Here is a 21,769-nt window from a genome sequence, read left to right as displayed (position 1 = left end):
CATGAACGATCAGACTTTTATTATCATCCGTTTTTTTCTTTACCTTGATCTTATGCTTCTTTTTGGCCTGCCTTTATTCGAAATTTATGGGGTAAAGGGAGTATTGAAGAAATCGGTATCGTTATTCAGTGTCTGGTCGTTCTTTTTTACGCTTATCTCTGCTGGCATGGTTTTGTCCCTTGCAAATATGCTGCTTGTCGCTCAGGCCATGAGTGGCGTCAGTGATCCCGGCGAACTGACTCTGCATATTATGGAGATGGTTGTCGGGGAAACTGCTGTGGGCATGAGCTGGGTTATCCGCTTCGCTGCGCTGGTCATGGCGTTTATCGGACTTGGCCTCCGGCTCAGGCATGTAGGGCTGTCACGTTATGTGCTTACCCTGTCCGGCGGTATAGCACTTGCTACACTGGCATGGGGCGGACATGCAGCAATGAATGACGGCATCAGCTACTATCTTCATCTTCTGAGCGATATTATTCATCTGACTGCGGCCGGGGCCTGGATCGGTGCACTGGCGGCTTTTACTCTGCTCTTATGCATCAAAAAGGCTGAAAAGGCTGTCTATGCCAGCCAGCTGGCCGCAGCGCTGTCGGGTTTTGCCCGGGCCGGCACGATCATTGTGCTGAGCATTGTCATCACCGCCGTGGTTAACTTCGTATTTATGGTTGAAAAGCCTCTGAGTACCCTGCCGGGCAGTGACTATGGTCTGCTGCTGCTGATAAAAACTGCTCTGTTTTTTCTGATGCTGCTGCTGGCCGCCGCCAATCGCTTCCGGCTTACACCGCGACTGGAAACGGCCCTGCGTCAGGGCCAATATAAGATGGGTATTTACCTGATGCGTAAAAGCATTATCACGGAATTTACTGTTTCGGTACTGATACTGGCAACCGTCGCCTGGCTGGGCACGCTGTCGCCGGGTACCGGTATGGAATAACGACTAACCGTAGCCTGCAGGAAAGCTGCCCATGACCACTATGCTGATCGTTGAGGATGAACTGAAAACCGGTACCTACCTGAGACAGGGGCTTCTGGAAGCGGGATATGATGTAACCCTTGTAAACGACGGGCGTCAGGGACTGGAGCATATCCTGCGACAGCATTATGATCTCATTATTCTGGATGTAATGCTGCCCTCAATGGACGGCTGGGATATTCTTCAGCAGATGCGTATGGCCCGGCACGAAGAGCCCGTGCTGTTTCTGACTGCCCGGGATAACGTCAGTGAAAAGATTAAAGGTCTCGATCTTGGCGCGGATGACTATCTGCTCAAACCCTTTGATTTTGCCGAGCTACTGGCGCGTATCCGCACCCTGCTCAGACGCAACCGTACGCAAACGTCCGGTACGCACCGCATTGCTGATTTGGTTATGGATGTCACCCGCCGGAGTGTGAGCCGTTCCGGCAAAAAGATACATTTGTCTGCTAAAGAATTTGTGCTGCTTGAGCTGCTGTTACAGCGGACCGGAGAGGTGCTGCCAAGGAGCCTGCTTTCATCTCTGGTCTGGAATATCAATTTTGAAAGCGATACCAATGTGATTGATGTGGCCGTCAGACGACTTCGCAGTAAGGTGGATGATGACTTTACACCAAAGCTTATTCACACGGTACGGGGTATCGGATATGTGCTGGAGATACGGGAAGAGTGAAGCGTAACTGGTCTCTGACATCACGACTGAGCATAATTTTTGCCGGCGTGATGATGTCCGTCTGGCTTCTTTCGAGTGTGCTGCTTGTAGCCGCCCTCAGCAGTTATTTTCGTCATCAGGATGCCACATTGCTGACCGGAAAGCTTGAGCTTGCCACAGAGCTTCTTGAGGGTGAGGTGCACGCCGGAAAGCTCGACAGCGCATCGCTTGCACGAAAGCTTTCGGATGCCATGGTTGGTCACAGCGGACTTTATCTTTCCGTTAAAACAACTGATAACCAGATGCTGGCCGACTATTCATCTCCCGGTTTTTTGGTGCCTTATGAGCGGTTTAGCGGCGAAGCTACCCGTCCGGGTATTATGCAGACGGTGGAGGAAGACAGCAGGCGTTATAACGTTATGGTCAGAAAAATTAATGCGAAGAGCGCAGGTAAACTAAACGATGTACTGATTACGGCAGCCTATGATACCAGCCTTCATGATGAGTTTATCGGTCAGCTTAAAAGATGGCTGGTCTGGTTTAATGTCGCTCTGATATTTATCTCCGTTTTTCTGGGATGGCTCGTCACCCGGATGGGACTCAGGCCTCTGAATGAAATAAACCGGCTTGCCTCGGCGATTACGATTAACAGCCTGAGCAAACGTCTCCCTGGCCATAATCTGCCAGCCGAACTGAAGGTAACAGTAGCTGAATTTAACAGCATGCTTGAACGGCTGGAAGATTCATTTAGTCGTCTGTCTGAGTTCTCTTCGGATATCGCGCATGAACTGCGTACCCCTGTCAGTAATCTAATGATGCAGACTCAGGTTGCGCTGTCACGTGAACGTGATGCCGAAAGTTACCGTGAGGTGCTTTTTTCAAATCTGGAAGAGCTGAGCCGGCTCGCCAGAATGAGCAGTGATATGCTTTTCCTGGCTAAATCTGAAAACGGGCTGATGCCTCTGGAGAAACAGGACGTTTCGTTAAACGCAGAGCTGGAAGAGCTCCTCGATTTTTTTGAACCGCTTGCCGGTGACAGCGGCAAAACGCTTTCTCTGCAGGGGGAGGCAGTTGTCAGAGGCGATCGCCTGATGCTGCGTCGTGCAATGAGTAATCTGATAACTAACGCCATAAAATATTCATTACCCGGATCAGCCATTAATGTGCTGGCTGAACACCACGCCGGCAGGGTTTTTATACATGTCTCTAACCCCACAGAAAATATCAACCGGGATAGTCTGAACCGGCTTTTTGACCGCTTTTACCGGGGCGACGCTTCCCGTCAGCATAATACGGACGGTGCCGGGCTGGGGTTGTCCATCACCCGTTCTGTTTTACTGGCTCATGAGGGCGATCTGCAGGTTTCCATGAACAATAATGTAATTACGTTCACGGCCATGATACCGGCTCCCCGGGAGGTGTCTTAACGTTTTACCAGCAGGTCGGCAATTTTCATGGTCTTGTACTGCCTTAGTATCAGTAATAGGTTTCCCGGCACATTAAAGGATATCGGGAAAATCTGAAGTCTGAATCCAATACATGAAGGAGTGACGTTATGAAAAAAACGCATTTTGTTTTTGCTTCACTGATTTTTGTTCTGCCGGCTGCCGTTATAGCTCAGCAGCCGGACTCAAAGATGTCCCAGGATATGAATATGTCTCCGGCTTCAAAAGAGTACATGTCTGGTATGCAAAAGATGCACAGCGGCATGATGAATGCCATGAAGGAGCAGGACGCTGACAGAGCGTTTGCCTCGGGCATGATTGAGCACCACAAAGGGGCTATTGCCATGGCCGAAACGGAACTGAAATACGGGAAAGATCCGGAAATGAAGAAGATGGCAGAGGACATTATCAAAGCGCAAAAAGGTGAAATTGAGCATATGGAAACGTGGCTGAAAAAATAATCCTCTTCCGCTTTGGGGTCTGTTAACGTAAAGCAGGTTTCTGGCGGAGGACCTCTGGGAATCTTTCATGAGAAAGTAATATAACCTGTCTGAACCTTCGCCCCGGGTCCAGCATTCATTTTTCAGGCGAAATGGTTCTCCGGGGCGAAACAGGGTGCTTTACTGTTTTTTCAATGCATAATCCAGTTTTTCCATATCGTTAACGACAATTTCTTGCTCGTCAGCTGTCAGCGGAACTTCCTCCAGATAACGCTTCACTGAAGCCTTACTTTCCAGCAACAGGCCTCTGGCGCTTTCTTTAGGAAGGTTAAAATCGCACCCGATACAGGCCATACGGTGAGGGCAACTGCTCCAGAATGGGTTCGTACAGAAAGAATCCCCTAAATCGTAATAGGTTGCCGGTCCGGTCAGGCTGACAGCTTCCAGATCATGATCGATTAGCACGCTCATCATATGCGCCACCCGGTCCGCCTTCACAAAAGACACAGCCAGCTGGGTAGGACGTATACGAATATAATGCATGGTGGACTGAGGCGTAGAATGACCTGACCACTGCATCAGCTCATACAAAGACATGCCCTGCGGAACACTGGCCAGGGCTGTAACTGCTGAAGCGCGCCCCCGATGGCTGGTAATTGGGCCCCGGCTGTCTTCCACAGGCACACCCGCTCTGGCACAGAGAACCGGGATGACAGTCCGGTTTATGACATCCCTGCCGACAGGTTTGCCCCGAAACTGAAACAGGAAGCGGACTTTTTCACCGGTACGCTCATCCGTAAGAGCTGCCTGTTCCTGTGGACGTTCGCTGAGCCAGATATCAACGTACTTTTTCACGACGGCAGAGATAGGTTTTACAAAGGCTTTAGACGTTTTTCCTGCCGGTACGCTGAGGTAGCAAAGCGTTCCTGCCAAAATGATGTTACCATCCTCCTGCCTGATATCATCCGCCTGCAGAGTGATGCAGCCAGCAGTAAGACGCATTAACTCGTTCTGGCGCAGCCCGGCATGTGTCCAGATAACGGCCATCGCCTGCAGCATGGACAGAGGATAGTGAATGTCACTCAGGAGATCTTCATGGCGCAGATTGAGGCTTGCCCAGATCAGCTTCAGCCAGACCGGATCATCAATGACGCGGGGATTTACACTCTGACGGAACAGTGGAGTGCCAGGCGTAGAGAGATGTCGTGCCGGACTGAATTTCAGTCGCCCCCAGCCCCAGTTTTCATAATCGATCATGAAACGGCGAACCGCATACACAAATCCGCTACGGGAATTCGGCAGCAAGGGCTCACCTATCCGGGCAGATTGCCGGGCACCTCCTCCGGTGCCCAGTGACAGCTCGCCCACCTTCATTCGTCCAACTGCCGCAATAAAGCTGGCACAGGTTTCCATTGTCCAGTCGGCCGGTTCGTGAATATCCGGATATTGCCGGGCAAGCCACAGCCCACAGCGGAGAATAAAACTGTACTGGTTCTCCCGTGATCGGGGGCGAAGCACTGACGTATCCCTCCATTTCCGGCACCACCTGACCCAGTCTGCCGCGATACCTTGCGTGGATTTTTCATGCCATTCTTTATAATTCCGCATACGCACAGAATTTTTTATGATGCCCATTGCGGCAAGTGCGTGTGAAACCCTGCCAGCTGTTTTTGCTATTCCCCGGTCGTGATAATTCTGCGCCCGCCACAGCAGATCGATCGTAAAGCTTTCAAGTTGAGGATTGTTATTCATCAGCATCAGTACGCCGAGTATGGCTGACAGAGCATTTTTCTGGTTCTGACTTTTATACCCAAGAGAAACCAGAACTTCAGTCAGACGGCTGAGCTCCTGACTAAAAATGTTCTGTCCAAAAATGGCTCGGGCATACAGCGATGGCGCGCCCTGATGCGGCAAACTGAACGGAGAAGAAAATGGGCCAAGATGAAAGGCAAAAGCGGCAAGCAGCGGCCTGCCTGATTCATTCTGCTGTAACAGAGAAATCCATTTTTCCTGCGGCCACTGCCAGCAGGGTTTCCCTGTCCGGTGTGTTTCTGCCAGAACTGAAAGAATTATGATTCTAATCAGCCTGTCACTGGTTCCACTGCGAGTGGCAATATCCTGCAAAGGCATCAGTAACAATGACAAAGAACCCGGCTGGTTGAGAGCGTCTGATCTGCGATAGCCTGTACTTAGCGCTGCCCGTTCTTCATCAGTGAGCACATCATTCAGCTGATAATTTGTACGTTCAAAGGGGCTGTAAGTACAAATGATTACTTCTTCTTTCATCAGCGAATCTCCGTCTGAAAAATAAGGCCGACAACTTTTCGATCAATTTCAGCTACTGCAGCGGCCATCCGGCCAGCTAAATCAGAACCTGAAAGATGGATGTAAATCTGGGTAGTACGCGGATCGCGGTGTCCTGCGTATGTGGCTAGTTCATGGAGTTTCCATCCAGAGCGTGCCAGGTGCGTCAGGCGAAGATGGCGGAAGGTATGTGTGGTGATTTGTGGAAGGCCTGCATCAAGAGCCCATTTCCGGACAGTTTTACTCCAGTTCCAGAAAGACAGGGGGGCACCGTGGTTACGATCAGAAGACGAGCGAAACAATGCACCTCCACGGTAACCCGCGAGCCGTAACTGCCGGAAATGATTTGCCAGCACCTGTGTTACGGCGGGACTGTAGCAGACTATCCTTTCCCGCCTGTTTTTCGTCGTTTCGGCGCGGACACGAATCAGACGATGAGCAGGGTCGATATCCTCAAGCGCCAGGGCTGTCACCTCTGCACGGCGGAGTGCACCAAAATAGGCAAGCGCGAGCATCAGCCGATCACGCAGGGAGGCAGTTGAAACATGTTTAAGAAATCTCAGCCATTGCTCATCATCAGGAATAACGGGCAGACGTGTGATACGGGGAACCAGACCACGTCCCGTATAAGCACTCCCCGGCAAACCCGCACGGGGTAATGGATTGAGACTGCATATATCCTGATAAACCAGAAAGTCATACCAGAGACGGATCGCAGAAAGGCGCAGCTGGAGCGTGGCGCTGGCCGCGGGAAAAGGCATGCCGGGTAACTGAGGGCGGATGTAGACGGCCAGGTCTTCAAACCGGGCCTTTTCAGGTTCAATGCTGTTATGGCTGCAGAACGCAAAATAATGGCTGAGGGCACTGCGGTAGGCGGAGAGTGTGGCCTGAGCCCGGCCCAGGTCGGACAGCAGTTTTAGCCAGCGCTCCGCCAGTACCAGAACGTCCTCATTTGGTGGAATCATCATGGTGTTTACCTCTGATAGCAGCATTGCTGCTCAAAGATTAGCCAGTCGATGTTGCATTCCAATTAACTTACTAAAGCCCGTAGTTCGAACTGAAAATGAACACTTTTTCTGGATAAGGCTGATTCTTTATCTGAAACCAGGGGGTTCCCATTTTAATGCCAAGTACCTTTGCATCTATGTTATTTGGAAATGACTATATTTCATACAAACGATTCTCAGAGGGTCACGCCGTGCAAAAGAAGCTGACAGACGCTTTGCCTTTACTGGCCGGAGATGCTTCGGCATGCCGCTGGATAAACCTCCAGGAAGACCTGTTGCGAGCTCCAAATACCGTTGACGCTTATGCCCGTGTGGTCAATGACTGGCTGAGCTTTTGCCACGCTTGTGGCCTGACGGCAACCGGCGCCGGGCATGATACTGTTGCACTGTATATCCGCAGCCTGCATGCTGGCCGTCACCTCTCAGCTGCGACTATCCGTCACCGGTTGACGGTGGTGAGACTCTACAGCGACTGGCTTTGTGAAGAGGGGCTACGGGAAAAAATCCAGTCAGAAGGGGGATCTGGAAAAATAACGGGAAGGGAAAACCGGGCATAGTTCCTGTACAGCGGCGACTGCCGTGGATTCCTGCTGATGAAGACTGGCTGCATTTTCTGACTGTAGCTGCGCAGGCTGACATCAGAACCCGTTTTATGCTGGCACTGGCGTACGACTGTGGATTACGCCGGGAAGAACTCTGTTCAGTGACTACTGGTGATATCGATCCATCCCGACGGTTGCTCTCTGTTCGGGCAGAGCATACCAAAAACCGATCTGGCCGGGTGGTGCCTTATTCCCCGGTGACCGGTGAGCTTTACATGGCCTGGTTGGCTGAGCGGCGTCAGCTCAGTGCATCCCGAGGCCCGCTTTTTCTGTCGCACTCGCCGCGTAACCGGACGGAGCCCATCAGCGGCTGGACCTGGTCAAAAGTGGTACGCAGCCTGGCGCTGCAAGCCGGGCTGCCACTCATCAGTACACATACCTTTCGGCATCTCTGCCTGACGGAACTGGCCCGCACGGGGTGGGATATCCACGAAATTGCCGCATTTGCCGGGCACCGTCGCATCCAGTCAACACTGCTGTACATTCATCTCAGCGCACGCGATCTGAGCCGTCGGTTCAACTGTACAGTGGAGTCTTTGTATACTCACCGCCTTACTCTGTTGCACCTCCAGGATTCTTCACCATGATGCAATCTGAACAGACCGCGCCCTGTCCTGCAATACAGTTCAGCCTTCCCGATCCGCTTTGGGATACGCGACCTGATTTTGCTGTGGGCGAGCTTGAAGCGCTGGACACGCTGATTAGCATTTCCGGCAGGGTGGAAAAAACTGGCCGCCTGAGATATTAAAACAACTGTCTCGTCTTCTCTTACCGCTACGCGACACACTGGTAAGGATGCATGCGGCCAGGGCTCCATACAATTCATCCCTTCACGATATAACCGTAAAGATGCAACGTCTCCGAAAAACATACTGGGCCTGGACACAGTCAGAGTGGTCCGAAGTCATCTGCAGCACAGAAGGTGATTTTCACCAAAGGTTTGGAGCCAGTGGTAATTGCCGGCAATACGTGATGGCACTGGCGTGGTTGCTGTGTGGTTTTGATCGTCTGGAATCCTGCGGTGTTTTTTATCAGTATCGGCTCTGTCTCAAAGTTTTTGGGCGTCAGCATACGGATGCTGCAGTCTTCAGACTTAGCGAAATGATGACTGCAGTGGGATATGTTCCTGGCGATGGGAGAAATAACGGCATCAGGAATGCCTTGTGCATGGCAATGCTGCTTCAGCGGGAACCACAGCCAGAGCGCGTCAATGTCGACACGTTGCAATATATAGCTTCTGCAGGGCCGGCTTACCTCCGCAAGTCTGCTGCTACGTTGTCGCGTATACTAGCGTCATCAGGGATTTTCAATGAAGGTTTCGATTATCGGGTGTCGCAACGTCGCCGGCCGCCCCGGGAATACAATGCTGTGACCGATGTGCCCGCTGAATGGCTTTCCTGGTGTGAACGCTGGCGTGCTACCTCTGTGCAGCGTCCCTCCAGTATTGAAGCTTGCTGGTATGTGTTGCTTAAGTGTGGTCGCTGGCTGGCGGATTGTCATCCGGAGTGCGTGTCACCAGTCAACTGGACACGGGAGACTGCCATGGCATGGGTGACGGCAGCATGCAAAATGAAAGTTGGTGAATGGTCGAACCCAGGAGGAATGTACCGTGAGCGTCGAGGTAGTATGATGAAACCGTCTGCGAGAGCAGGGCTAATCAGACACGTACATACTTTTTTTCATGACCTCCAGGAATGGGGATGGATGCCGGTCAAATTCAGCCCTGAAAGAATCCTCAGGTCTCCGCGGAGTCTTAGCACGCAGATTGGGCCTGACCCTCGCATTGTGAGTGATGAGCTCTGGTGTAAATTAATTCACGCCGGACAAAACCTGCAGGAGACAGACCTGCCAGGCTGCGTCGGGTATCCCTATTTTTATCCGCTTGAGATGGTCAGGGCATTAAGTGTGCTCTGGTTATTTGGTGGTCTCAGACGTGATGAAATTCTGCGCATGCGGTGCGGCTGTATCCGCTGGCAGGCCTCAGAAGAAAATGACGGACAACGTATTTGCCTGATGGATGTCCCGGTCAGTAAGACTTATGCAGCATTTACAAAACCGGTTGACTCCATTGTTGGAGATTATATTGAACGCTGGGAACTGGTTCGTAGCCCGCAGGCGCTTCAGGAAGATCCAAAGACCGGCGAGAGTGTTCATTTTCTTTTTATGCATCGGGGAAAACGGGTGCATGGAAGCTACATCAATAATTCTCTCGTTCCGTTGCTGTGTAAAAAAGCGGGCATTCCTGAGCATGATGCCAGAGGCAGGATCACCAGTCATCGAGCAAGAGCGACTATCGCCAGCCAGCTTTATAATGCCCGGGAACCGCTTGATATTTTCGAACTGCAGAAATGGCTGGGGCATTCTTCACCGGAATCCACCCGACATTATGTCGATATTACGCCAACGAGGCTTGCCGCTTCATTCGATAAAGCGGGGTATTTTGAACGTAATCGTCGCGTGGTTTCGTTACTCATCGATCAGAACATAGTCGCATCAGGTCAGGCAGCAGAGGGAAAGCCGTGGCGCTATTATGATCTCGGGCATGGTTTCTGTACTTATGATTTTTTTGATCAATGTCCACATCGCATGGCCTGTGCAAAATGCTCTTTTTACATACCAAAATCCTCATCGGAAGCTCAGTATCTGGAAGGCCGCCAAAACTTAATAAAGCTTATGCAAGAAATTCCCTTAACCGAGGATGAACTAGCAGCGGTAGATAATGACATTGAAGCAGTCGAGCGGCTTCTGAAAAAACTCAGAAGCGTTGCCTCTCCCGGACAGCGGAAATAGTATGTGGTTAGCTGAATGTCCAACTTATGAGCTTTCGAGAGCCCCCAAGGGTACTGCTCCCCGGATGGCTCTGATGAGCAAAATAAATACTTTAAATAAGTTGCCGGAGTAAAGAGAAATTCAGGTTAAGAGCTTGCTTTAACTGTGTCAGAACAAGCTTTGACGGTCTAATACCAGCCTCAGCAATTAGGCAGATTATTGATTCAAGTGATTCGTTTAGCGTTTAATTGATTGAATAAAGTTGCGCAAATCCATACTGGCCAATGGCAAAGGCAATATGGGCGACGATGATGTAGATAATCATTAAGATCTGATTCGGTAATTTTCTCCCAAAAAAACCGCCACCCATGGCAGGCATCAGCAAAGCTAAGCCTGCAAAAGTGCTGACAACAACGCCAATGATGAAGACAGGGAGAAGGCTCGGTTGCAAAGCAAAGCGGGTACCCCAGAAAACTAACAACAGCAGTGCATAAGCAATACCGATGAGGTAATGGAAAATCCATCTTGTCATTTTTTCAATCGTTCCGGGTGCTCTGGTAGTACGGTTATCGAGAACAATGTTCCCCCGCAGAATCTCTGTAAGCCAGCGGCCAACCATGCCCCAGTCCGTTGGTGGGACTCCCGCTACTTTTTTAACCAGGGTTACCCACAGATCCAGAATAAGGGTAGAACCGATACCCACAATCAGACTAAAAGCAATCCACGTACTCATTTTTGCCCCATTGACCTGCTCCCCGTTGAATAACACACCCCGATGTTAGTAACGTCTTCATAAGCCACATGAGGACATCCCCATGAAGAAGCGTTTTTCCGACGAACAGATCATCAGTATTCTTCGCGAAGCGGAAGCCGGCGTTTCTGCCCGTGAGCTCTGCCGCAAGCACGCCATTTCCGACGCCACCTTTTACACCTGGCGCAAGAAGTTTGGTGGTATGGAAGTTCCTGAGGTGAAGCGGCTTAAATCTCTTGAAGAGGAGAACGCGCGCCTCAAGAAGCTGCTTGCCGAAGCCATGCTGGATAAGGAGGCACTTCAGGTGGCTCTGGGGCGAAAGTACTGACGACAGACCAGAAGCGGGAAGCCGTTGAGTTTATGTGTGATGCGACCGGTCTGTCGCAACGTCGTGCCTGCAGGCTTACAGGTTTGTCTCTGTCGACCTGCCGCTATGAGGCTCAGCGCCCGGCGGCTGATGCGCATTTATCAGGGCGCATTACTGAACTGGCACTGGAGCGCAGGCGTTTTGGCTACCGCCGCATATGGCAGTTACTGCGCCGAGAAGGGCTTCTGGTTAATCACAAGCGCGTGTACCGCCTTTATCATCTGAACGGACTGGGCGTTAAACGCAGACGTCGTCGTAAAGGGCTTGCAACAGAACGTCTGCCGCTGCTCCGCCCGGCGGCGCCCAACATGACCTGGTCGATGGATTTCGTCATGGATGCGCTGGCTACTGGTCGCAGGATCAAGTGCCTTACCTGCGTCGATGACTTCACAAAGGAATGCCTGACGGTCACTGTTGCCTTCGGGATTTCAGGCGTGCAGGTCACGCGTATTCTGGACAGCATTGCGCTGTTTCGCGGCTATCCGGCTACGATAAGAACCGATCAGGGCCCGGAGTTTACCTGCTGCGCGCTCTATCAGTGGGCCTTTGAGCATGGAGTGGAGCTGCGACTTATCCAGCCCGGCAAGCCGACACAGAACGGATTTATTGAGAGTTTTAACGGACGCTTTCGCGATGAATGCCTGAATGAACACTGGTTCAGCGACGTCAGCCATGCCAGGAAAACCATCAGCGAATGGCGTCAGGATTATAGCGAATGTCGTCCACATTCAGCACTGAATTATCAGACGCCATCAGAGTTTGCAGCACGGTGGCGAAATGGAGAATGTGAAGGTAAACAAACCGACATTACTAACTGAAGGTTGTATCTAATATTGGGGGCAGGTCAGTCACTATTACCTCTGTCGGTTGGTGTCAGCGGCTGCTGCTTTAACATCACCTGAAGATCTTACCAGCCCCCGCTTATCCTGATGCTTCTTTTTATCCATAGTGATCTCTTCAAAATTTCTAAATGTAACATTATAAATTCCAAAATTTTCAAGATGCGCATACACCTTACTAAGCGTGTAGCTCTTTACTGCCATCAGTGTATTTACCCCATCGAACCTGATTAAGTTATAATCCGAATAAATCTGGTTTTAAGCTCCGCAAGGCTCGGTTGGCGATGATAAAACACCTAACCAAATACCACTTCATAGCGCAGTCTGCAATGAAGTGGTAAAATCCTTAACTTGATATTAAAACACGGGGCAGGAAATGTTTTGTCATTACCGCCTGCACGCAGACGGTATCGCCAAAACGACCTGCTCAGGGCTCCGCCCCGAGACCCGGGTAATGTGCCAAGGTTGAGTTATGTCGAAAAGTGAGAAGCGTCAGAAGAACACACTCATTCAGCTTCGCTGTACGGAAGCTGAGGCTGAAGCTATTAAGGCAAAGGCTGTCGCTGCCGGACTTACAACGTCTGAGTACCTGCGGCGCACCGCTCTGAGCCGCCGCATTATGGTGCGTACGGATATCCGGATGATGAACGAACTTCTCCGCCTGGGTGGTCTGCAAAAGCACCTCTATACCCAGATGAAGGACAACATGACAACCGAACTCAGCCAGCAGTTTTCCGGCGTACTGACCAGCATCACTCACGCCATCAATGCGCTGGACATGGCGCCGGTTCCGGCAGAGGAAATCAAGGACTGATGAACGTCATCATCCCGCCAAAACGTCGCGACAAAAAGACCAGCTTCAGAAAGCTAGTTGAATACGTCAGCACGCGCGAAGAAAACAAAAATGCTGAACAGGTGCAGCCTGAGCCTGCGCATACCCCGAATGCCGGTTCTACGGCGACTCCGGGCTTTAGCCAGCTTGTTGACTACGTGGGCCGTAAGAACATATCGCCTGCTTCTGAAATTATCAGCATTTCACCTGAGGGCATTCAGCGCGTGCTTTCAGGTGAAGTGTTGTGCGAAACCAACTGCTTTTCGCTTGAAGCCGCAGCGTCAGAAATGAACATGACCGCGATGCAGAACCGCCACTGTAAGGATGCGGTTTATCACTTTATTCTCTCGTGGCAGAGCGACGAAAATCCTTCTCCTGACGCCGTCTTTACCTCAGTGCGCTACAGCATGGCGCAGCTGGGGATGGCAGATCATCAGTACGTTGCCGCGATTCATAAAGATACCGATAACGTTCACTGTCACGTGTCCGCTAACCGCGTTCATCCGGTCACGTTCCGCGCACAGAATATGTGGAACGATGCAGACACGCTGCAGAAAGCCTGCCGCGTGCTGGAGCGCGATTTAGGCTTCAACGTGGACAACGGCAGCTGGGAAATGAGCGGGGACGGCAGCCTGTACCGCACGCGTCGTGCGCTGCCTTCAGCGCCGCGCGGCGCAGCTAAAAGAGAAATCTTTTCCGATAAGGAAAGCCTTCACGGCTACGCCGTTCGCGAGACGCGTCAGATGATCAGCGACCTGTCCGAAGAGGGCAGTCTCAGCTGGCCGCTGCTTCACAACGTCATGTATACACGCGGGCTTGGCGTGCGGGAACAGAACGGCGGCCTCGCCGTTTTCGATCTGCTCAATCCTGACAGCATCAGCGTGAAAGCATCAGACATTCATCCGGCTATCGGTCTGCAGGCGATGGAAGCAAAGCACGGCAGTTTCCTGCCCGCACCGCCCGCATCCGACCCGGAAAATCATGAGGCCGGCATGCTCATGGTTGATAAGTTTTATCTGCCGCAGCTGCACGTCCGTGACGGAGAGGCCCGCCGTGAACGTCGCGAAGCGAGAGCCGTTGCCCGCGACATCCTGCGCACGCGCTATGATGCTTATCGCGCCGGCTGGGAAAGACCTGACCTGCGCGCGGGCGAACGCTTCCGGCAGATATCCGCTCACTGCGTGGCTACGAAGGCGAACGTGCGTCAGGCCGTCCGGGATCCGCTGATGCGCAGGCTGATGTATCGGGTTGCTGAGTTTGAGAAGATGAAGGCAGCAGCAAAGCTGAGACTGCAGCTGCGTGAAGAGCGGCAGACGCTGAAAGAAACCGGACAGGCGCGTCACCTGACCTGGAAGTCGTGGGTTGAACAGGAAGCGCTTAACGGCGACGTCGCCGCAATCAGTCAGATGCGCGGATGGGCCTATCGTGAAAAGCGTGCAGCGTCGAAACGTCAATCTGCCTGGCCGGAGCCAAACGCTGTTATTCATTTCGGGCCGGCTGAAGACGTACCGACATTCAAATCCAGCGCGCATGACACAGCGTTATTACGAGACGGTACGGTGACCTATCTGCGCGACGGTAAACCTGCAGTAACCGACTTTGGCAACAGGGTTGAGGTTTACGCAGCCGCTGACGCAGCGTCTGACCGTCATAACAACGATCTGGCTGCCGAACTGATTGCCTGGCGCAGCGGTGAGAATACTGTTTTACAGGGGGACCCGGCTGCCGTTAACCGCGTGCTTTATGCCGGCGCGGTGAGAAACGTCACGAAACGGGACGAACATTCTTTCAGCGTCAGCGATCAGCAGCACATGGCAAACGTGCGCGCAACTGAGCGTCATCTGAGCGGTCAGGACGTCAGGGCGGAAGCAAGTCATACTGAATATCAGAGCAGGATGGACGATGCAGTCCGTCCGTTACCTAAAAATTTACCACGACCGTGAGGAGAGTAATAGCGAAGACATAACTCAAACTGAAGTACTTAGTCGCTGATTGCACAGGCTGAACCCCTCTACAACCAGCTAACCATTACAACCTGTTGAGGAGGCTGCCATGGCTGCCGTGGATCCTATTCATTTGAAGCTGTTTACAAGTTATTTCCTAGCGTTATTAAAAATTAGGTTACTAAAATAAACCGGTATTGTGCAGGAGCTAATTTTTTTATGCTGGTAAGTCTAAGATGTAGCGCCAATATATTAATATTTCCCGATGCTTAATGGTGTTTTTAATATTTTCGATCTCTAATCAATTAGGGTGTTATCAAATGGCTTAATTTTTTTCTCGCCGATAAGTTTGAATTATTAGGGGGTTGGGTTTTTTGTTTTTTTGTCAACATCTTGCTGTTCTTGATATTTTTTTGATTTTTTTATTCGTCCCATCAGTTATAGGTTTTTTTATTTTTTATTTATTTTCAATGTGCTGAATCCTAATATCCAAGCCTTGTTCCTATATGCATTATTATAAAGTGGTTTGGTTTTTTTAATTTCTTACTAATTTCAATGGTGTTAATAATAAACATGAAGATCAATAAAGCGCTTGGTTAGTTTTGTTGTTATATATTTTATTTGGCTTTATGTTTATTATGGTTTTTATTTTAACTTATTGAAATTCTGTAAAGCTAAGGGGGTGGCAGAAATTACCTTTAAAATGGAGTTATTAATTATGAATTCAATCATAGAAGTGCGTAGGTAAAAGGATGTTTTATTAACTCACGTGTTAATTTGAAGGTGGTTTAAATTTATTTATGATTGGTGGCGGCATCATATCTAATTATAATGTTTTAAGTGCTGCCATTGCCATTATGAAATTTCCCCCTTTATGTTAGCGAAATTGAATTTATCAAGGCGATAGTTCATTCTCGCCTTGATACCTGTACCAGTTGTTATTAACTTAATAAACGGGGATCTTTGAGCAAATGCTTCTTTGCCGGCGCGGTAATAATGCCGAGGCAGACGACGATCAGACTGACACCTGCCCAGCCGGCAAAGGGCAGCCTTTCACCCACCAGCAGAACCGCCAGCAACGCCGCAATCACCGGTTCGAGCAGGGTGATGGTGGTGGCCATGCTGGCGGGGATACGCGCCAGGCCATAGCCGTAGCAGAGATAGCCGACAAACATCGGGATCAGGGCCATGTAGATCCCGACAGCCGCAGTGTTCCAGCTCGCCAGTAGCGGAGCACCCGTCATAAACAGTACGGGCATCAGCAGGATGCCGCCCGCACCAAACGTTGCTCCCATGGCCGCGCCGGATGCCACACCCGCCTGCATCAGGCGTCGCGCCGACCACGAATAGAACGCGTAGGTAAACCCTGCCAGCAGACCCAGAGCGATACCGCTCAGGGCGTGTTCGTTGCCGGCAGCCTCAGCCTCTCCGCTGCTCTGCGCCAGGCAGAGCAGTATCATTCCGGCGATCCCCGGCACTGCGCCGCACAGCCACTGCTTTGTCAGGCGCCCGCCGTCGAAGCGATACTCAATCAGAGCTGAAAGAAGCGGAGCCGAACCAATCGAAATCACCGTGCCAGTTGTGACGCCGGCATAACGCATTGAGGCATAGAAGGCAAGGGGATACACGGCAACCGCGAGCGCGCCGGTGACCAGAAAGTGCCACTGTGCGGCAATAAGCCGGCGCTGACGAAGAAGTGTGCCAGCCGCAATAAGCCCCTGTAATAAACCGCCGATGCCCATCGCTACGGCCCCAATCGCCAGCGGACTCAGCTCAGGGGCGAAGGTAGCCGCCGTGCCGGTGGTACCCCAGAGGATGGCGGCCACCAGCACGCCCGTTATGCCGCCCAGCCGTTGTCCCGATGAAAGCATCAGCACGCCTCCATCATCTGTTCAGCCATCGCGCGGGCCTGTGCCACACAGTGACTGCTCCCTTCCAGGCCTGCCCGGGAGATGCTGCCTTCCAGCAGGAAGGCGAAATGCTTTGCCACCAGGCCGGCATTTTTTTCCTCTCCGTGTATCAGCTCAGCCAGATGCGAAGCCAGAATCGCTTCAACTTCCTCTTTGTGTTCACGTACAGCCTGGCGTCCCGGTGCTCCGGCAGGCAACTCTGCAGCGGCATTCAGCAGCCCGCAGCCGCGAAAGCCGTGTTCATAAGCATACTCAGCGTGATCTTCATACGCTTTAAAGACGGCCAGAACCCGCTCCCGGGGCGTCGTAGCGATCTGACGCCGCTTTTCATACAGCGCCAGCCACTCTTCATGCCGCACCCTGAGATAAGCCGCTACCAGTTCATCTTTAGAGGCAAAGTTGTTGTACAGGCTTTTCTTTGCGACGCCAGCCCGTTTCACAATCGCATCAATGCCTGTGCCGCCTATTCCGTGGTTGTAAAAAAGAATGCGTGCGGCGTTGAGTAGCTTTTCATAAGCCGTTTCTGAATCAGCAGACTGTTGCGTCATTGTCAGCCCCAATGGCGTTGTGAGTAGGTAGACTAGTCTACCTACTCACAAGTGTATGGCAACCCCAGGAGGCATTCAGCGGAGTGAATGACTTTTTTATCCCGTTAACAAAGGGCAGGCGGAAAAAAGTGAATACAAAACAGCCCGCAAAAGCGGGCTGGCAGCATGATTAATGTTATTAACGGCCAAACAGCATAGCGAGCAGCTCGCGCAGATGCGCAGCCTCTGCGGCATTCTCGGTGCTGTCCAGCCAGCCGATCAATTTAAGGCACACTGCAGTTCGGGTAAGACGTCGCTCCTGACGAAGGATTTCGACAGTGATCCTGCCCAGCATTTCAATCTGGCAGGGGTGCGTTACCCTGCTGAAGTAGCCAGTCAGCCCGATTGTATTTTCAGAAGGCAGTCCGTCCTGGCGCATTGAAATACCTGAAAGTTAATAGAGGGGTCGTGCGCAAAGTAAACGATGCGTAGCGATGTGTACAGCGTTGATTTGTAAGAGCGGCCGCAGACTGGTCTGGATCTAATAAATATCTATAAGTTACAGTCACCTATACAATTTATTTTTCTGATGATTAACAATTCATGCAGGGATAGCATCCTCTTTCTGAAGACAAAGCATTGCCTACAAGCTTTCTGCATCAGTTACTGCTTTTTTATCGAAGCTGCTGATATAGCTGTACAACTTACTTATCCTTATTTTCATTTATAACCCCATGATAAATAGTGCTTAGCATTTTTTGCAAAAAAATCAAGCCAGGGGATATACACAATCGCTGTACAAGTTTATCAATGTTGTATAACTTTACGCTCATTGAGCGATGAGTATATTTCAACCATTACAGAGGTTCCCCATGCGCCAGGACATTGCGAACTATCCAACTACAGCAAATGATATTGCCCATTACTTCAGCAAGGTTTCCGTACCGGGACAGCAGGAAACGTTGGGCCAGATTGTGGTAGAAATCCTGCGTGCGGGTAAAAATCTTAATCGCAAAGCGATCTGTTCAAAGCTCTTACGTCGTCTGGAGGTCGCAGCGAGTGTGGAAGAAGAGCGTCACTACCAGGCGCTTATCGGGCTGCTGTTTGATCGCTGAGACGCCTTCAACCGCGTGTTCAGTTTATCCTGCAGCACTTTCAGGGCTGTCCGGACTGGCAGCCAGATATCACTGCCGGAGCAGGCACGCAAATATAAGAAGCGGGTATGCAACGAAGTAACCTGGAAAGACTGACTGATATCGTTATCGGCGAAGCAGTAACATTACTGCTCGGTGATGCCGGCCGTATCAATTCAACCGCTCTGGTTGCTACTCTGAAGCGAATGGCAGCGCTGGAGTCACATCCTGAACGGCTGGCGGCACTGCAGTGTGCACTGGATGAAGTAGCAAAAGAGTTTCCGCGCGCGCGGCAGACTCAGGATATGCCGGTGATGGCGCTACAGTCGGTTCAGGCAGGCAGTAAAAAGCATTAAGAGATATATTCGCGCAAGCGAAGTGTGGCAATAAGCCCGCAGGATGCGGCCATCTGCGGATGGCCGTCTTTATTTCAGGCAGTTAGCCTGGTAACTCAGCCGCTGGTGCGGAATTAAACGGAAAGACTATGCAGCAAGAAATGCAGCACACCCAAACGACCGAAGCCGACATCATTCACCATTTTCGTCACGCTGGCGAGAAGCTGGCTGCTGAAACAGCCGTGCTGGATGCGGTCATCCGCGATATTGTTGTGCACGGCAAACGCGTCACCAGCAAAACCATTATCCTGTATCTTATCGCCGAGCTGGAAAGCACATCAGACATTGTACACCTTGATGTACTGCGTAATGCGCTGGAGATAGTGGTCGGACGCACACCGGACGACGAAGGTATTTAAGATTTTTATTCCTGCTGCACGCTCTGTGCGGCAGGAATGGCTGCTGAGGTCTCAAAACCACCCTTTGAAGCCCATACTGAGCAGCTCGCTGCAGCGATCAACGTAATAGCAATCCACACCTTCATCATCATTCTCTCCCTATCAGTAACGGCTTTAACGTTAAATAAGCCTGGCACGGATTACGCGATCTGCCTGGAGCAGATGAGACAAAAGGATAATTCCGATGTGAGTTTTTGCAGCTAAGGCCCGCTGCCTTAATGCACGTTATCTTCTGCCGTGTGAGATGCAGCGCTATCAGCCTCAACAGCTGTTGTTAACTGCATTTCGCGTCTGATGCCGTCAATAACATGTAATGCTGCGCGCAGATAGGTTTCATCAGCGTTGCTGCTGACTTTGTCATACAGCCGATCCAGCAGCATTTGCAGGGATATAGTAGTGCCAGCATCAAGCAGCTCCGTTACTGTTTCGCCGATAATTATTTCTGCCAGTTTTTCTTCTAGGTCACTTTTCATTACGCGGTCCGGCTGCAGGTTTCCCGGCGAGTCTATCACAGGGCATTGAGGCGTTGTCAGGCTCAGTCAGCCATCTCATTTTCATCAAGACGATAAAGATTGATATCGTTTCTTTCACGATAACGGGGCGGAAATACCATGGCGCCGTTACCATCCCCCAGATATTGCATACCCAAAGGCTCGATAATGGCATAGGGCTCTGCCAGTGCGCGGCGATAACGCAATATTTCGCGCGCCATTTCAACGGCTTCTGGGGAATTATTATCAGGGTTACCTGCTATATATTGCAGGCGTTCGTCGCTAAGCATCGCTGCCTCCTGTGTTGCTCTGACGCTTTACGGCTCTACCTACGTCGTGACTGGATGTCATCATAGCCAGAAGCGTGGCGGAAACCAAAGCCTGCGTTACGTTGTGATGCACACAGCAGGATGTTGTGAAGCGTAAAAGCAGCAGATCTATTAAATGAAAAGTCGGATTCTGCCATTGGACTTTTCAGAGGCCGGAGTAGCGGGAGAGGATTCTGTCAGGAGAGTCGAAGGATATTATCGATTGGATCGTGAGTTCTTTTCGTATCAGAAGCAATGCTTTTTGAATCAGCCGGTATTGGGCTCTTCACACGTGTAAAAACCAGACCGCAGCAGGGCTGCTGCGGTCCGACAACAGATTATGCGCTCTGCCACTCGGCTTCAACGTCATCCTTTGATTTGGAAAGAATGACTTTATTATCATCAACTTCTTTAACCCAGCTGAATGGGATGATGTGGTGCTTACCGCCCGCTTCCGGATCGCTTTTCGCCAGTTTGATTTTATCTTCGCCTTCGAAGTGATCGACAATGCCCACGTGCTCACCGTTGACGTCAACAACCTGTGCGTGATCCAGGATTTCTGATTTGCTTACCATATTGCCTCCGTTCTGTGAATGTAAATGCAGCAGTTCTGCTGCCGGACTGCTTAAGTCTGGTTATTAATCCGCAGATTTCCAGTAATTTACAGAATGAAATATTTAGGCGAACCGTGACGCGACCAATTCTGCTGCGCCGACTATGATTTCCTGTAGCCGCTGGCGGCACGCGCTGCCAGCCTCCTCTCTGTTCATAACGGGAATTAACAGCATGCAGATATCACTGGAGAAACAGGTTGCGCTGGTTACCGGCGCCAGTTCAGGGCTTGGCTACGCCTGCGCCGAAGCGCTGGCTGCGGCGGGTGCAGCGGTGGTAGTCAACTATAACAGCCAGCAGGAGCCTGCCGAGGCGCTGGCAGAAGCGATCCGGCAGCGCGGCGGTAAGGCGGTGGCGGTAGGGGGTGATGTCTCTGATGAAAAAGCCGTAGAGGCGCTGTTTGCTGAAACCATCAACCATTTTGGGCGGCTGGATATCCTGGTCGCGAACTCCGGACTGCAGCGCGATGCGCCAGCCAGCGAGATGACGCTGGAGGAGTGGAACAAAGTTATCCAGGTTAATCTCACCGGTCAGTTTCTCTGTGCCCGGGCAGCGCTGCGTCAGTTTCGCCAGCAGGAGAAACGTCTGGACGTGAGCCGCGCTGCCGGAAAAATCATTCATATGAGTTCGGTTCATCAGCTCATCCCTTGGGCTGGCCATATCAACTATGCCGCCTCTAAAGGGGGTGTCGATCTGCTGATGCGTAGCCTGGCGCAGGAGGTGGGTGAGGAGCGCATTCGCATTAATTCGATTGCGCCGGGGGCCATCAGAACCCCAATCAATACCGAAGCCACGGAGGGCGACGCGGAGAAAAAGCTGCTGCAGCTCATTCCCTATGGCCGGGTAGGCGATCCGGAAGATGTGGGTAATGCGGTGATATGGCTGGCCAGCGATTTATCCGACTACGTGCATGGCACCACGCTGTTTATTGATGGCGGGATGAGTCTCTATCCTGGCTTTCGCGATAACGGTTAAGCACTTACCAATTACGCTGTCGCAATCAGTCGATTGCGACACTTTCACGGCTAATGAGTTGCGTCGCCGGGCCGATATAACTAACTCTCCACCTTC

General features: G+C 51.3%; 24 protein-coding genes and 1 pseudogene. 15 read left to right on the top strand and 10 right to left on the bottom strand.

The window, feature by feature from the left end; translation table 11 throughout:
- Nucleotide 1: 1 nt before the first annotated feature.
- The 4 genes from copD (at nucleotide 2) to FS690_RS15315 (ending at nucleotide 3,531) form a co-directional block, all read left to right on the top strand.
- Nucleotides 2–934 (top strand): copper homeostasis membrane protein CopD, encoded by a 933-nt coding sequence (gene copD, locus FS690_RS15330; protein WP_065647973.1) that lies wholly within the window; start codon nucleotides 2–4, stop codon nucleotides 932–934.
- Nucleotides 935–965: 31 nt separating this feature from the next.
- Nucleotides 966–1,646, top strand: coding sequence for a heavy metal response regulator transcription factor (locus FS690_RS15325; RefSeq protein WP_065647974.1), 681 nt, complete (start codon nucleotides 966–968; stop codon nucleotides 1,644–1,646).
- On the top strand, nucleotides 1,643–3,052 hold the full coding sequence (locus tag FS690_RS15320) for a heavy metal sensor histidine kinase (RefSeq protein WP_065647975.1): 1,410 nt from the start codon (nucleotides 1,643–1,645) through the stop codon (nucleotides 3,050–3,052). Before FS690_RS15325 ends, FS690_RS15320 begins: the two co-directional genes overlap by 4 nt.
- A 128-nt stretch (nucleotides 3,053–3,180) precedes the next feature.
- Nucleotides 3,181–3,531 (top strand): DUF305 domain-containing protein, encoded by a 351-nt coding sequence (locus FS690_RS15315; RefSeq protein ID WP_065647976.1) that lies wholly within the window; start codon nucleotides 3,181–3,183, stop codon nucleotides 3,529–3,531.
- Between the two features lie 159 nt (nucleotides 3,532–3,690).
- Here the strand turns inward: FS690_RS15315 and FS690_RS15310 are convergent, their stop codons facing one another.
- The 3 genes and pseudogenes from FS690_RS15310 to FS690_RS18570 form a co-directional block, all read right to left on the bottom strand.
- On the bottom strand, nucleotides 3,691–5,796 hold the full coding sequence (locus tag FS690_RS15310; RefSeq protein ID WP_065647977.1) for a tyrosine-type recombinase/integrase: 2,106 nt from the start codon (nucleotides 5,794–5,796) through the stop codon (nucleotides 3,691–3,693).
- Entirely contained in the window at nucleotides 5,796–6,782 is a 987-nt protein-coding gene (locus FS690_RS15305; protein ID WP_065648044.1) for a tyrosine-type recombinase/integrase, read from the bottom strand. The genes FS690_RS15310 and FS690_RS15305 overlap by 1 nt, the downstream gene beginning before the upstream one ends.
- A gap of 73 nt (nucleotides 6,783–6,855) precedes the next feature.
- Nucleotides 6,856–6,939: pseudogene (locus FS690_RS18570) on the bottom strand (hypothetical protein); the annotation flags it as partial.
- Between FS690_RS18570 and FS690_RS18565 the strand changes: the two are divergent.
- The 4 genes from FS690_RS18565 (at nucleotide 6,938) to FS690_RS15285 (ending at nucleotide 10,213) form a co-directional block, all read left to right on the top strand.
- Complete coding sequence (locus FS690_RS18565; RefSeq protein WP_346733074.1) at nucleotides 6,938–7,378, top strand: site-specific integrase; 441 nt, start codon at nucleotides 6,938–6,940, stop codon at nucleotides 7,376–7,378. The pseudogene FS690_RS18570 and the gene FS690_RS18565 sit on opposite strands and share 2 nt — an antisense overlap.
- Before the next feature lie 95 nt (nucleotides 7,379–7,473).
- Nucleotides 7,474–8,010: a site-specific integrase gene (locus tag FS690_RS18560; RefSeq protein WP_233207451.1), complete on the top strand. Its 537-nt coding sequence runs from the start codon at nucleotides 7,474–7,476 to the stop codon at nucleotides 8,008–8,010.
- Complete coding sequence (locus FS690_RS18555) at nucleotides 8,007–8,171, top strand: hypothetical protein (RefSeq protein WP_233207452.1); 165 nt, start codon at nucleotides 8,007–8,009, stop codon at nucleotides 8,169–8,171. The genes FS690_RS18560 and FS690_RS18555 overlap by 4 nt, the downstream gene beginning before the upstream one ends.
- Nucleotides 8,172–8,395: 224 nt before the next feature.
- A complete protein-coding gene (locus FS690_RS15285) occupies nucleotides 8,396–10,213 on the top strand; it encodes a tyrosine-type recombinase/integrase (protein ID WP_240484880.1) in 1,818 nt (605 codons plus the stop codon).
- 223 nt (nucleotides 10,214–10,436) lie between these two features.
- On the opposite strand, the gene FS690_RS15280 is transcribed toward FS690_RS15285, so the two are convergent.
- Nucleotides 10,437–10,925 (bottom strand): DUF2938 family protein, encoded by a 489-nt coding sequence (locus FS690_RS15280; RefSeq protein WP_065647978.1) that lies wholly within the window; start codon nucleotides 10,923–10,925, stop codon nucleotides 10,437–10,439.
- Nucleotides 10,926–11,007: 82 nt separating this feature from the next.
- Between FS690_RS15280 and FS690_RS15275 the strand changes: the two genes are divergently transcribed.
- From FS690_RS15275 to traI, 3 genes are all read left to right on the top strand, one after another.
- A protein-coding gene (locus FS690_RS15275; RefSeq protein WP_139074165.1) for an IS3 family transposase occupies nucleotides 11,008–12,128 on the top strand; the annotation gives its coding sequence in 2 pieces (ribosomal slippage) (nucleotides 11,008–11,266 and nucleotides 11,266–12,128; 1,122 coding nt in all).
- Nucleotides 12,129–12,621: 493 nt separating this feature from the next.
- The gene (mobA, locus tag FS690_RS15270) at nucleotides 12,622–12,963 is read left to right on the top strand and encodes a plasmid mobilization protein MobA (protein WP_065647980.1); all 342 of its coding nucleotides are present in this window, start codon (nucleotides 12,622–12,624) and stop codon (nucleotides 12,961–12,963) included.
- Nucleotides 12,963–14,924, top strand: a complete 1,962-nt coding sequence (gene traI, locus FS690_RS15265) for a TraI/MobA(P) family conjugative relaxase (RefSeq protein WP_065647981.1) — start codon at nucleotides 12,963–12,965, stop codon at nucleotides 14,922–14,924. Before mobA ends, traI begins: the two co-directional genes overlap by 1 nt.
- A 941-nt stretch (nucleotides 14,925–15,865) precedes the next feature.
- Here traI and FS690_RS15260 read toward each other — a convergent pair.
- From FS690_RS15260 to FS690_RS15250, 3 genes are all read right to left on the bottom strand, one after another.
- Nucleotides 15,866–16,795 carry a DMT family transporter gene (locus tag FS690_RS15260; protein WP_084798743.1) on the bottom strand — a complete coding sequence of 310 codons (930 nt, stop codon included), beginning with the start codon at nucleotides 16,793–16,795 and terminating at the stop codon, nucleotides 15,866–15,868.
- Complete coding sequence (locus FS690_RS15255) at nucleotides 16,795–17,382, bottom strand: TetR/AcrR family transcriptional regulator (protein WP_065647982.1); 588 nt, start codon at nucleotides 17,380–17,382, stop codon at nucleotides 16,795–16,797. The genes FS690_RS15260 and FS690_RS15255 overlap by 1 nt, the downstream gene beginning before the upstream one ends.
- Nucleotides 17,383–17,560: 178 nt before the next feature.
- Complete coding sequence (locus FS690_RS15250; RefSeq protein ID WP_065647983.1) at nucleotides 17,561–17,800, bottom strand: biofilm development regulator YmgB/AriR family protein; 240 nt, start codon at nucleotides 17,798–17,800, stop codon at nucleotides 17,561–17,563.
- 433 nt (nucleotides 17,801–18,233) lie between these two features.
- Here FS690_RS15250 and ycgZ point away from each other — a divergent pair, with 433 nt between their 5' ends.
- The 3 genes from ycgZ (at nucleotide 18,234) to FS690_RS15235 (ending at nucleotide 19,248) form a co-directional block, all read left to right on the top strand.
- On the top strand, nucleotides 18,234–18,476 hold the full coding sequence (gene ycgZ / locus FS690_RS15245) for a regulatory protein YcgZ (protein ID WP_065647984.1): 243 nt from the start codon (nucleotides 18,234–18,236) through the stop codon (nucleotides 18,474–18,476).
- Between the two features lie 107 nt (nucleotides 18,477–18,583).
- On the top strand, nucleotides 18,584–18,850 hold the full coding sequence (locus tag FS690_RS15240; RefSeq protein ID WP_065647985.1) for a hypothetical protein: 267 nt from the start codon (nucleotides 18,584–18,586) through the stop codon (nucleotides 18,848–18,850).
- Nucleotides 18,851–18,990: 140 nt separating this feature from the next.
- Nucleotides 18,991–19,248: a biofilm/acid-resistance regulator YmgB/AriR gene (locus FS690_RS15235; RefSeq protein ID WP_065648047.1), complete on the top strand. Its 258-nt coding sequence runs from the start codon at nucleotides 18,991–18,993 to the stop codon at nucleotides 19,246–19,248.
- Nucleotides 19,249–19,502: 254 nt separating this feature from the next.
- On the opposite strand, the gene FS690_RS15230 is transcribed toward FS690_RS15235, so the two are convergent.
- From FS690_RS15230 to FS690_RS15220, 3 genes are all read right to left on the bottom strand, one after another.
- On the bottom strand, nucleotides 19,503–19,760 hold the full coding sequence (locus tag FS690_RS15230; RefSeq protein ID WP_065647986.1) for a hypothetical protein: 258 nt from the start codon (nucleotides 19,758–19,760) through the stop codon (nucleotides 19,503–19,505).
- A gap of 62 nt (nucleotides 19,761–19,822) precedes the next feature.
- Entirely contained in the window at nucleotides 19,823–20,068 is a 246-nt protein-coding gene (locus FS690_RS15225) for a hypothetical protein (RefSeq protein WP_040113408.1), read from the bottom strand.
- A 356-nt stretch (nucleotides 20,069–20,424) separates the two neighbouring features.
- Nucleotides 20,425–20,661 carry a DUF2171 domain-containing protein gene (locus tag FS690_RS15220; protein WP_065647987.1) on the bottom strand — a complete coding sequence of 79 codons (237 nt, stop codon included), beginning with the start codon at nucleotides 20,659–20,661 and terminating at the stop codon, nucleotides 20,425–20,427.
- Nucleotides 20,662–20,872: 211 nt separating this feature from the next.
- Here FS690_RS15220 and FS690_RS15215 point away from each other — a divergent pair, with 211 nt between their 5' ends.
- A complete protein-coding gene (locus FS690_RS15215; protein WP_065647988.1) occupies nucleotides 20,873–21,673 on the top strand; it encodes a glucose 1-dehydrogenase in 801 nt (266 codons plus the stop codon).
- Nucleotides 21,674–21,769 lie beyond the last annotated feature (96 nt).

The organism is Pantoea sp. PSNIH1, assembly GCF_007680655.1.
GTDB lineage: Bacteria > Pseudomonadota > Gammaproteobacteria > Enterobacterales > Enterobacteriaceae > Pantoea > Pantoea eucrina.
The sequence above is the reverse complement of the archived record's forward strand: the minus strand, read 5'-3'. Positions and strand labels throughout refer to the sequence as shown.

Bases quoted from the DNA above. Each gene is read 5' to 3' on its own strand.
- copD (WP_065647973.1), top strand. From the start codon at position 2: ATGAACGATCAGACTTTTATTATCATCCGTTTTTTTCTTTACCTTGAT.
- FS690_RS15325 (WP_065647974.1), top strand. From the start codon at position 966: ATGACCACTATGCTGATCGTTGAGGATGAACTGAAAACCGGTACCTAC.
- FS690_RS15315 (WP_065647976.1), top strand. From the start codon at position 3,181: ATGAAAAAAACGCATTTTGTTTTTGCTTCACTGATTTTTGTTCTGCCG.
- FS690_RS15310 (WP_065647977.1), bottom strand. From the start codon at position 5,796: ATGAAAGAAGAAGTAATCATTTGTACTTACAGCCCCTTTGAACGTACA.
- FS690_RS15305 (WP_065648044.1), bottom strand. From the start codon at position 6,782: ATGATGATTCCACCAAATGAGGACGTTCTGGTACTGGCGGAGCGCTGG.
- FS690_RS18565 (WP_346733074.1), top strand. From the start codon at position 6,938: ATGCCAAGTACCTTTGCATCTATGTTATTTGGAAATGACTATATTTCA.
- FS690_RS18560 (WP_233207451.1), top strand. From the start codon at position 7,474: ATGCTGGCACTGGCGTACGACTGTGGATTACGCCGGGAAGAACTCTGT.
- FS690_RS18555 (WP_233207452.1), top strand. From the start codon at position 8,007: ATGATGCAATCTGAACAGACCGCGCCCTGTCCTGCAATACAGTTCAGC.
- FS690_RS15285 (WP_240484880.1), top strand. From the start codon at position 8,396: ATGGCACTGGCGTGGTTGCTGTGTGGTTTTGATCGTCTGGAATCCTGC.
- FS690_RS15280 (WP_065647978.1), bottom strand. From the start codon at position 10,925: ATGAGTACGTGGATTGCTTTTAGTCTGATTGTGGGTATCGGTTCTACC.
- mobA (WP_065647980.1), top strand. From the start codon at position 12,622: ATGTCGAAAAGTGAGAAGCGTCAGAAGAACACACTCATTCAGCTTCGC.
- traI (WP_065647981.1), top strand. From the start codon at position 12,963: ATGAACGTCATCATCCCGCCAAAACGTCGCGACAAAAAGACCAGCTTC.
- FS690_RS15260 (WP_084798743.1), bottom strand. From the start codon at position 16,795: ATGCTTTCATCGGGACAACGGCTGGGCGGCATAACGGGCGTGCTGGTG.
- FS690_RS15255 (WP_065647982.1), bottom strand. From the start codon at position 17,382: ATGACGCAACAGTCTGCTGATTCAGAAACGGCTTATGAAAAGCTACTC.
- FS690_RS15250 (WP_065647983.1), bottom strand. From the start codon at position 17,800: ATGCGCCAGGACGGACTGCCTTCTGAAAATACAATCGGGCTGACTGGC.
- ycgZ (WP_065647984.1), top strand. From the start codon at position 18,234: ATGCGCCAGGACATTGCGAACTATCCAACTACAGCAAATGATATTGCC.
- FS690_RS15240 (WP_065647985.1), top strand. From the start codon at position 18,584: ATGCAACGAAGTAACCTGGAAAGACTGACTGATATCGTTATCGGCGAA.
- FS690_RS15235 (WP_065648047.1), top strand. From the start codon at position 18,991: ATGCAGCACACCCAAACGACCGAAGCCGACATCATTCACCATTTTCGT.
- FS690_RS15230 (WP_065647986.1), bottom strand. From the start codon at position 19,760: ATGAAAAGTGACCTAGAAGAAAAACTGGCAGAAATAATTATCGGCGAA.
- FS690_RS15225 (WP_040113408.1), bottom strand. From the start codon at position 20,068: ATGCTTAGCGACGAACGCCTGCAATATATAGCAGGTAACCCTGATAAT.
- FS690_RS15220 (WP_065647987.1), bottom strand. From the start codon at position 20,661: ATGGTAAGCAAATCAGAAATCCTGGATCACGCACAGGTTGTTGACGTC.
- FS690_RS15215 (WP_065647988.1), top strand. From the start codon at position 20,873: ATGCAGATATCACTGGAGAAACAGGTTGCGCTGGTTACCGGCGCCAGT.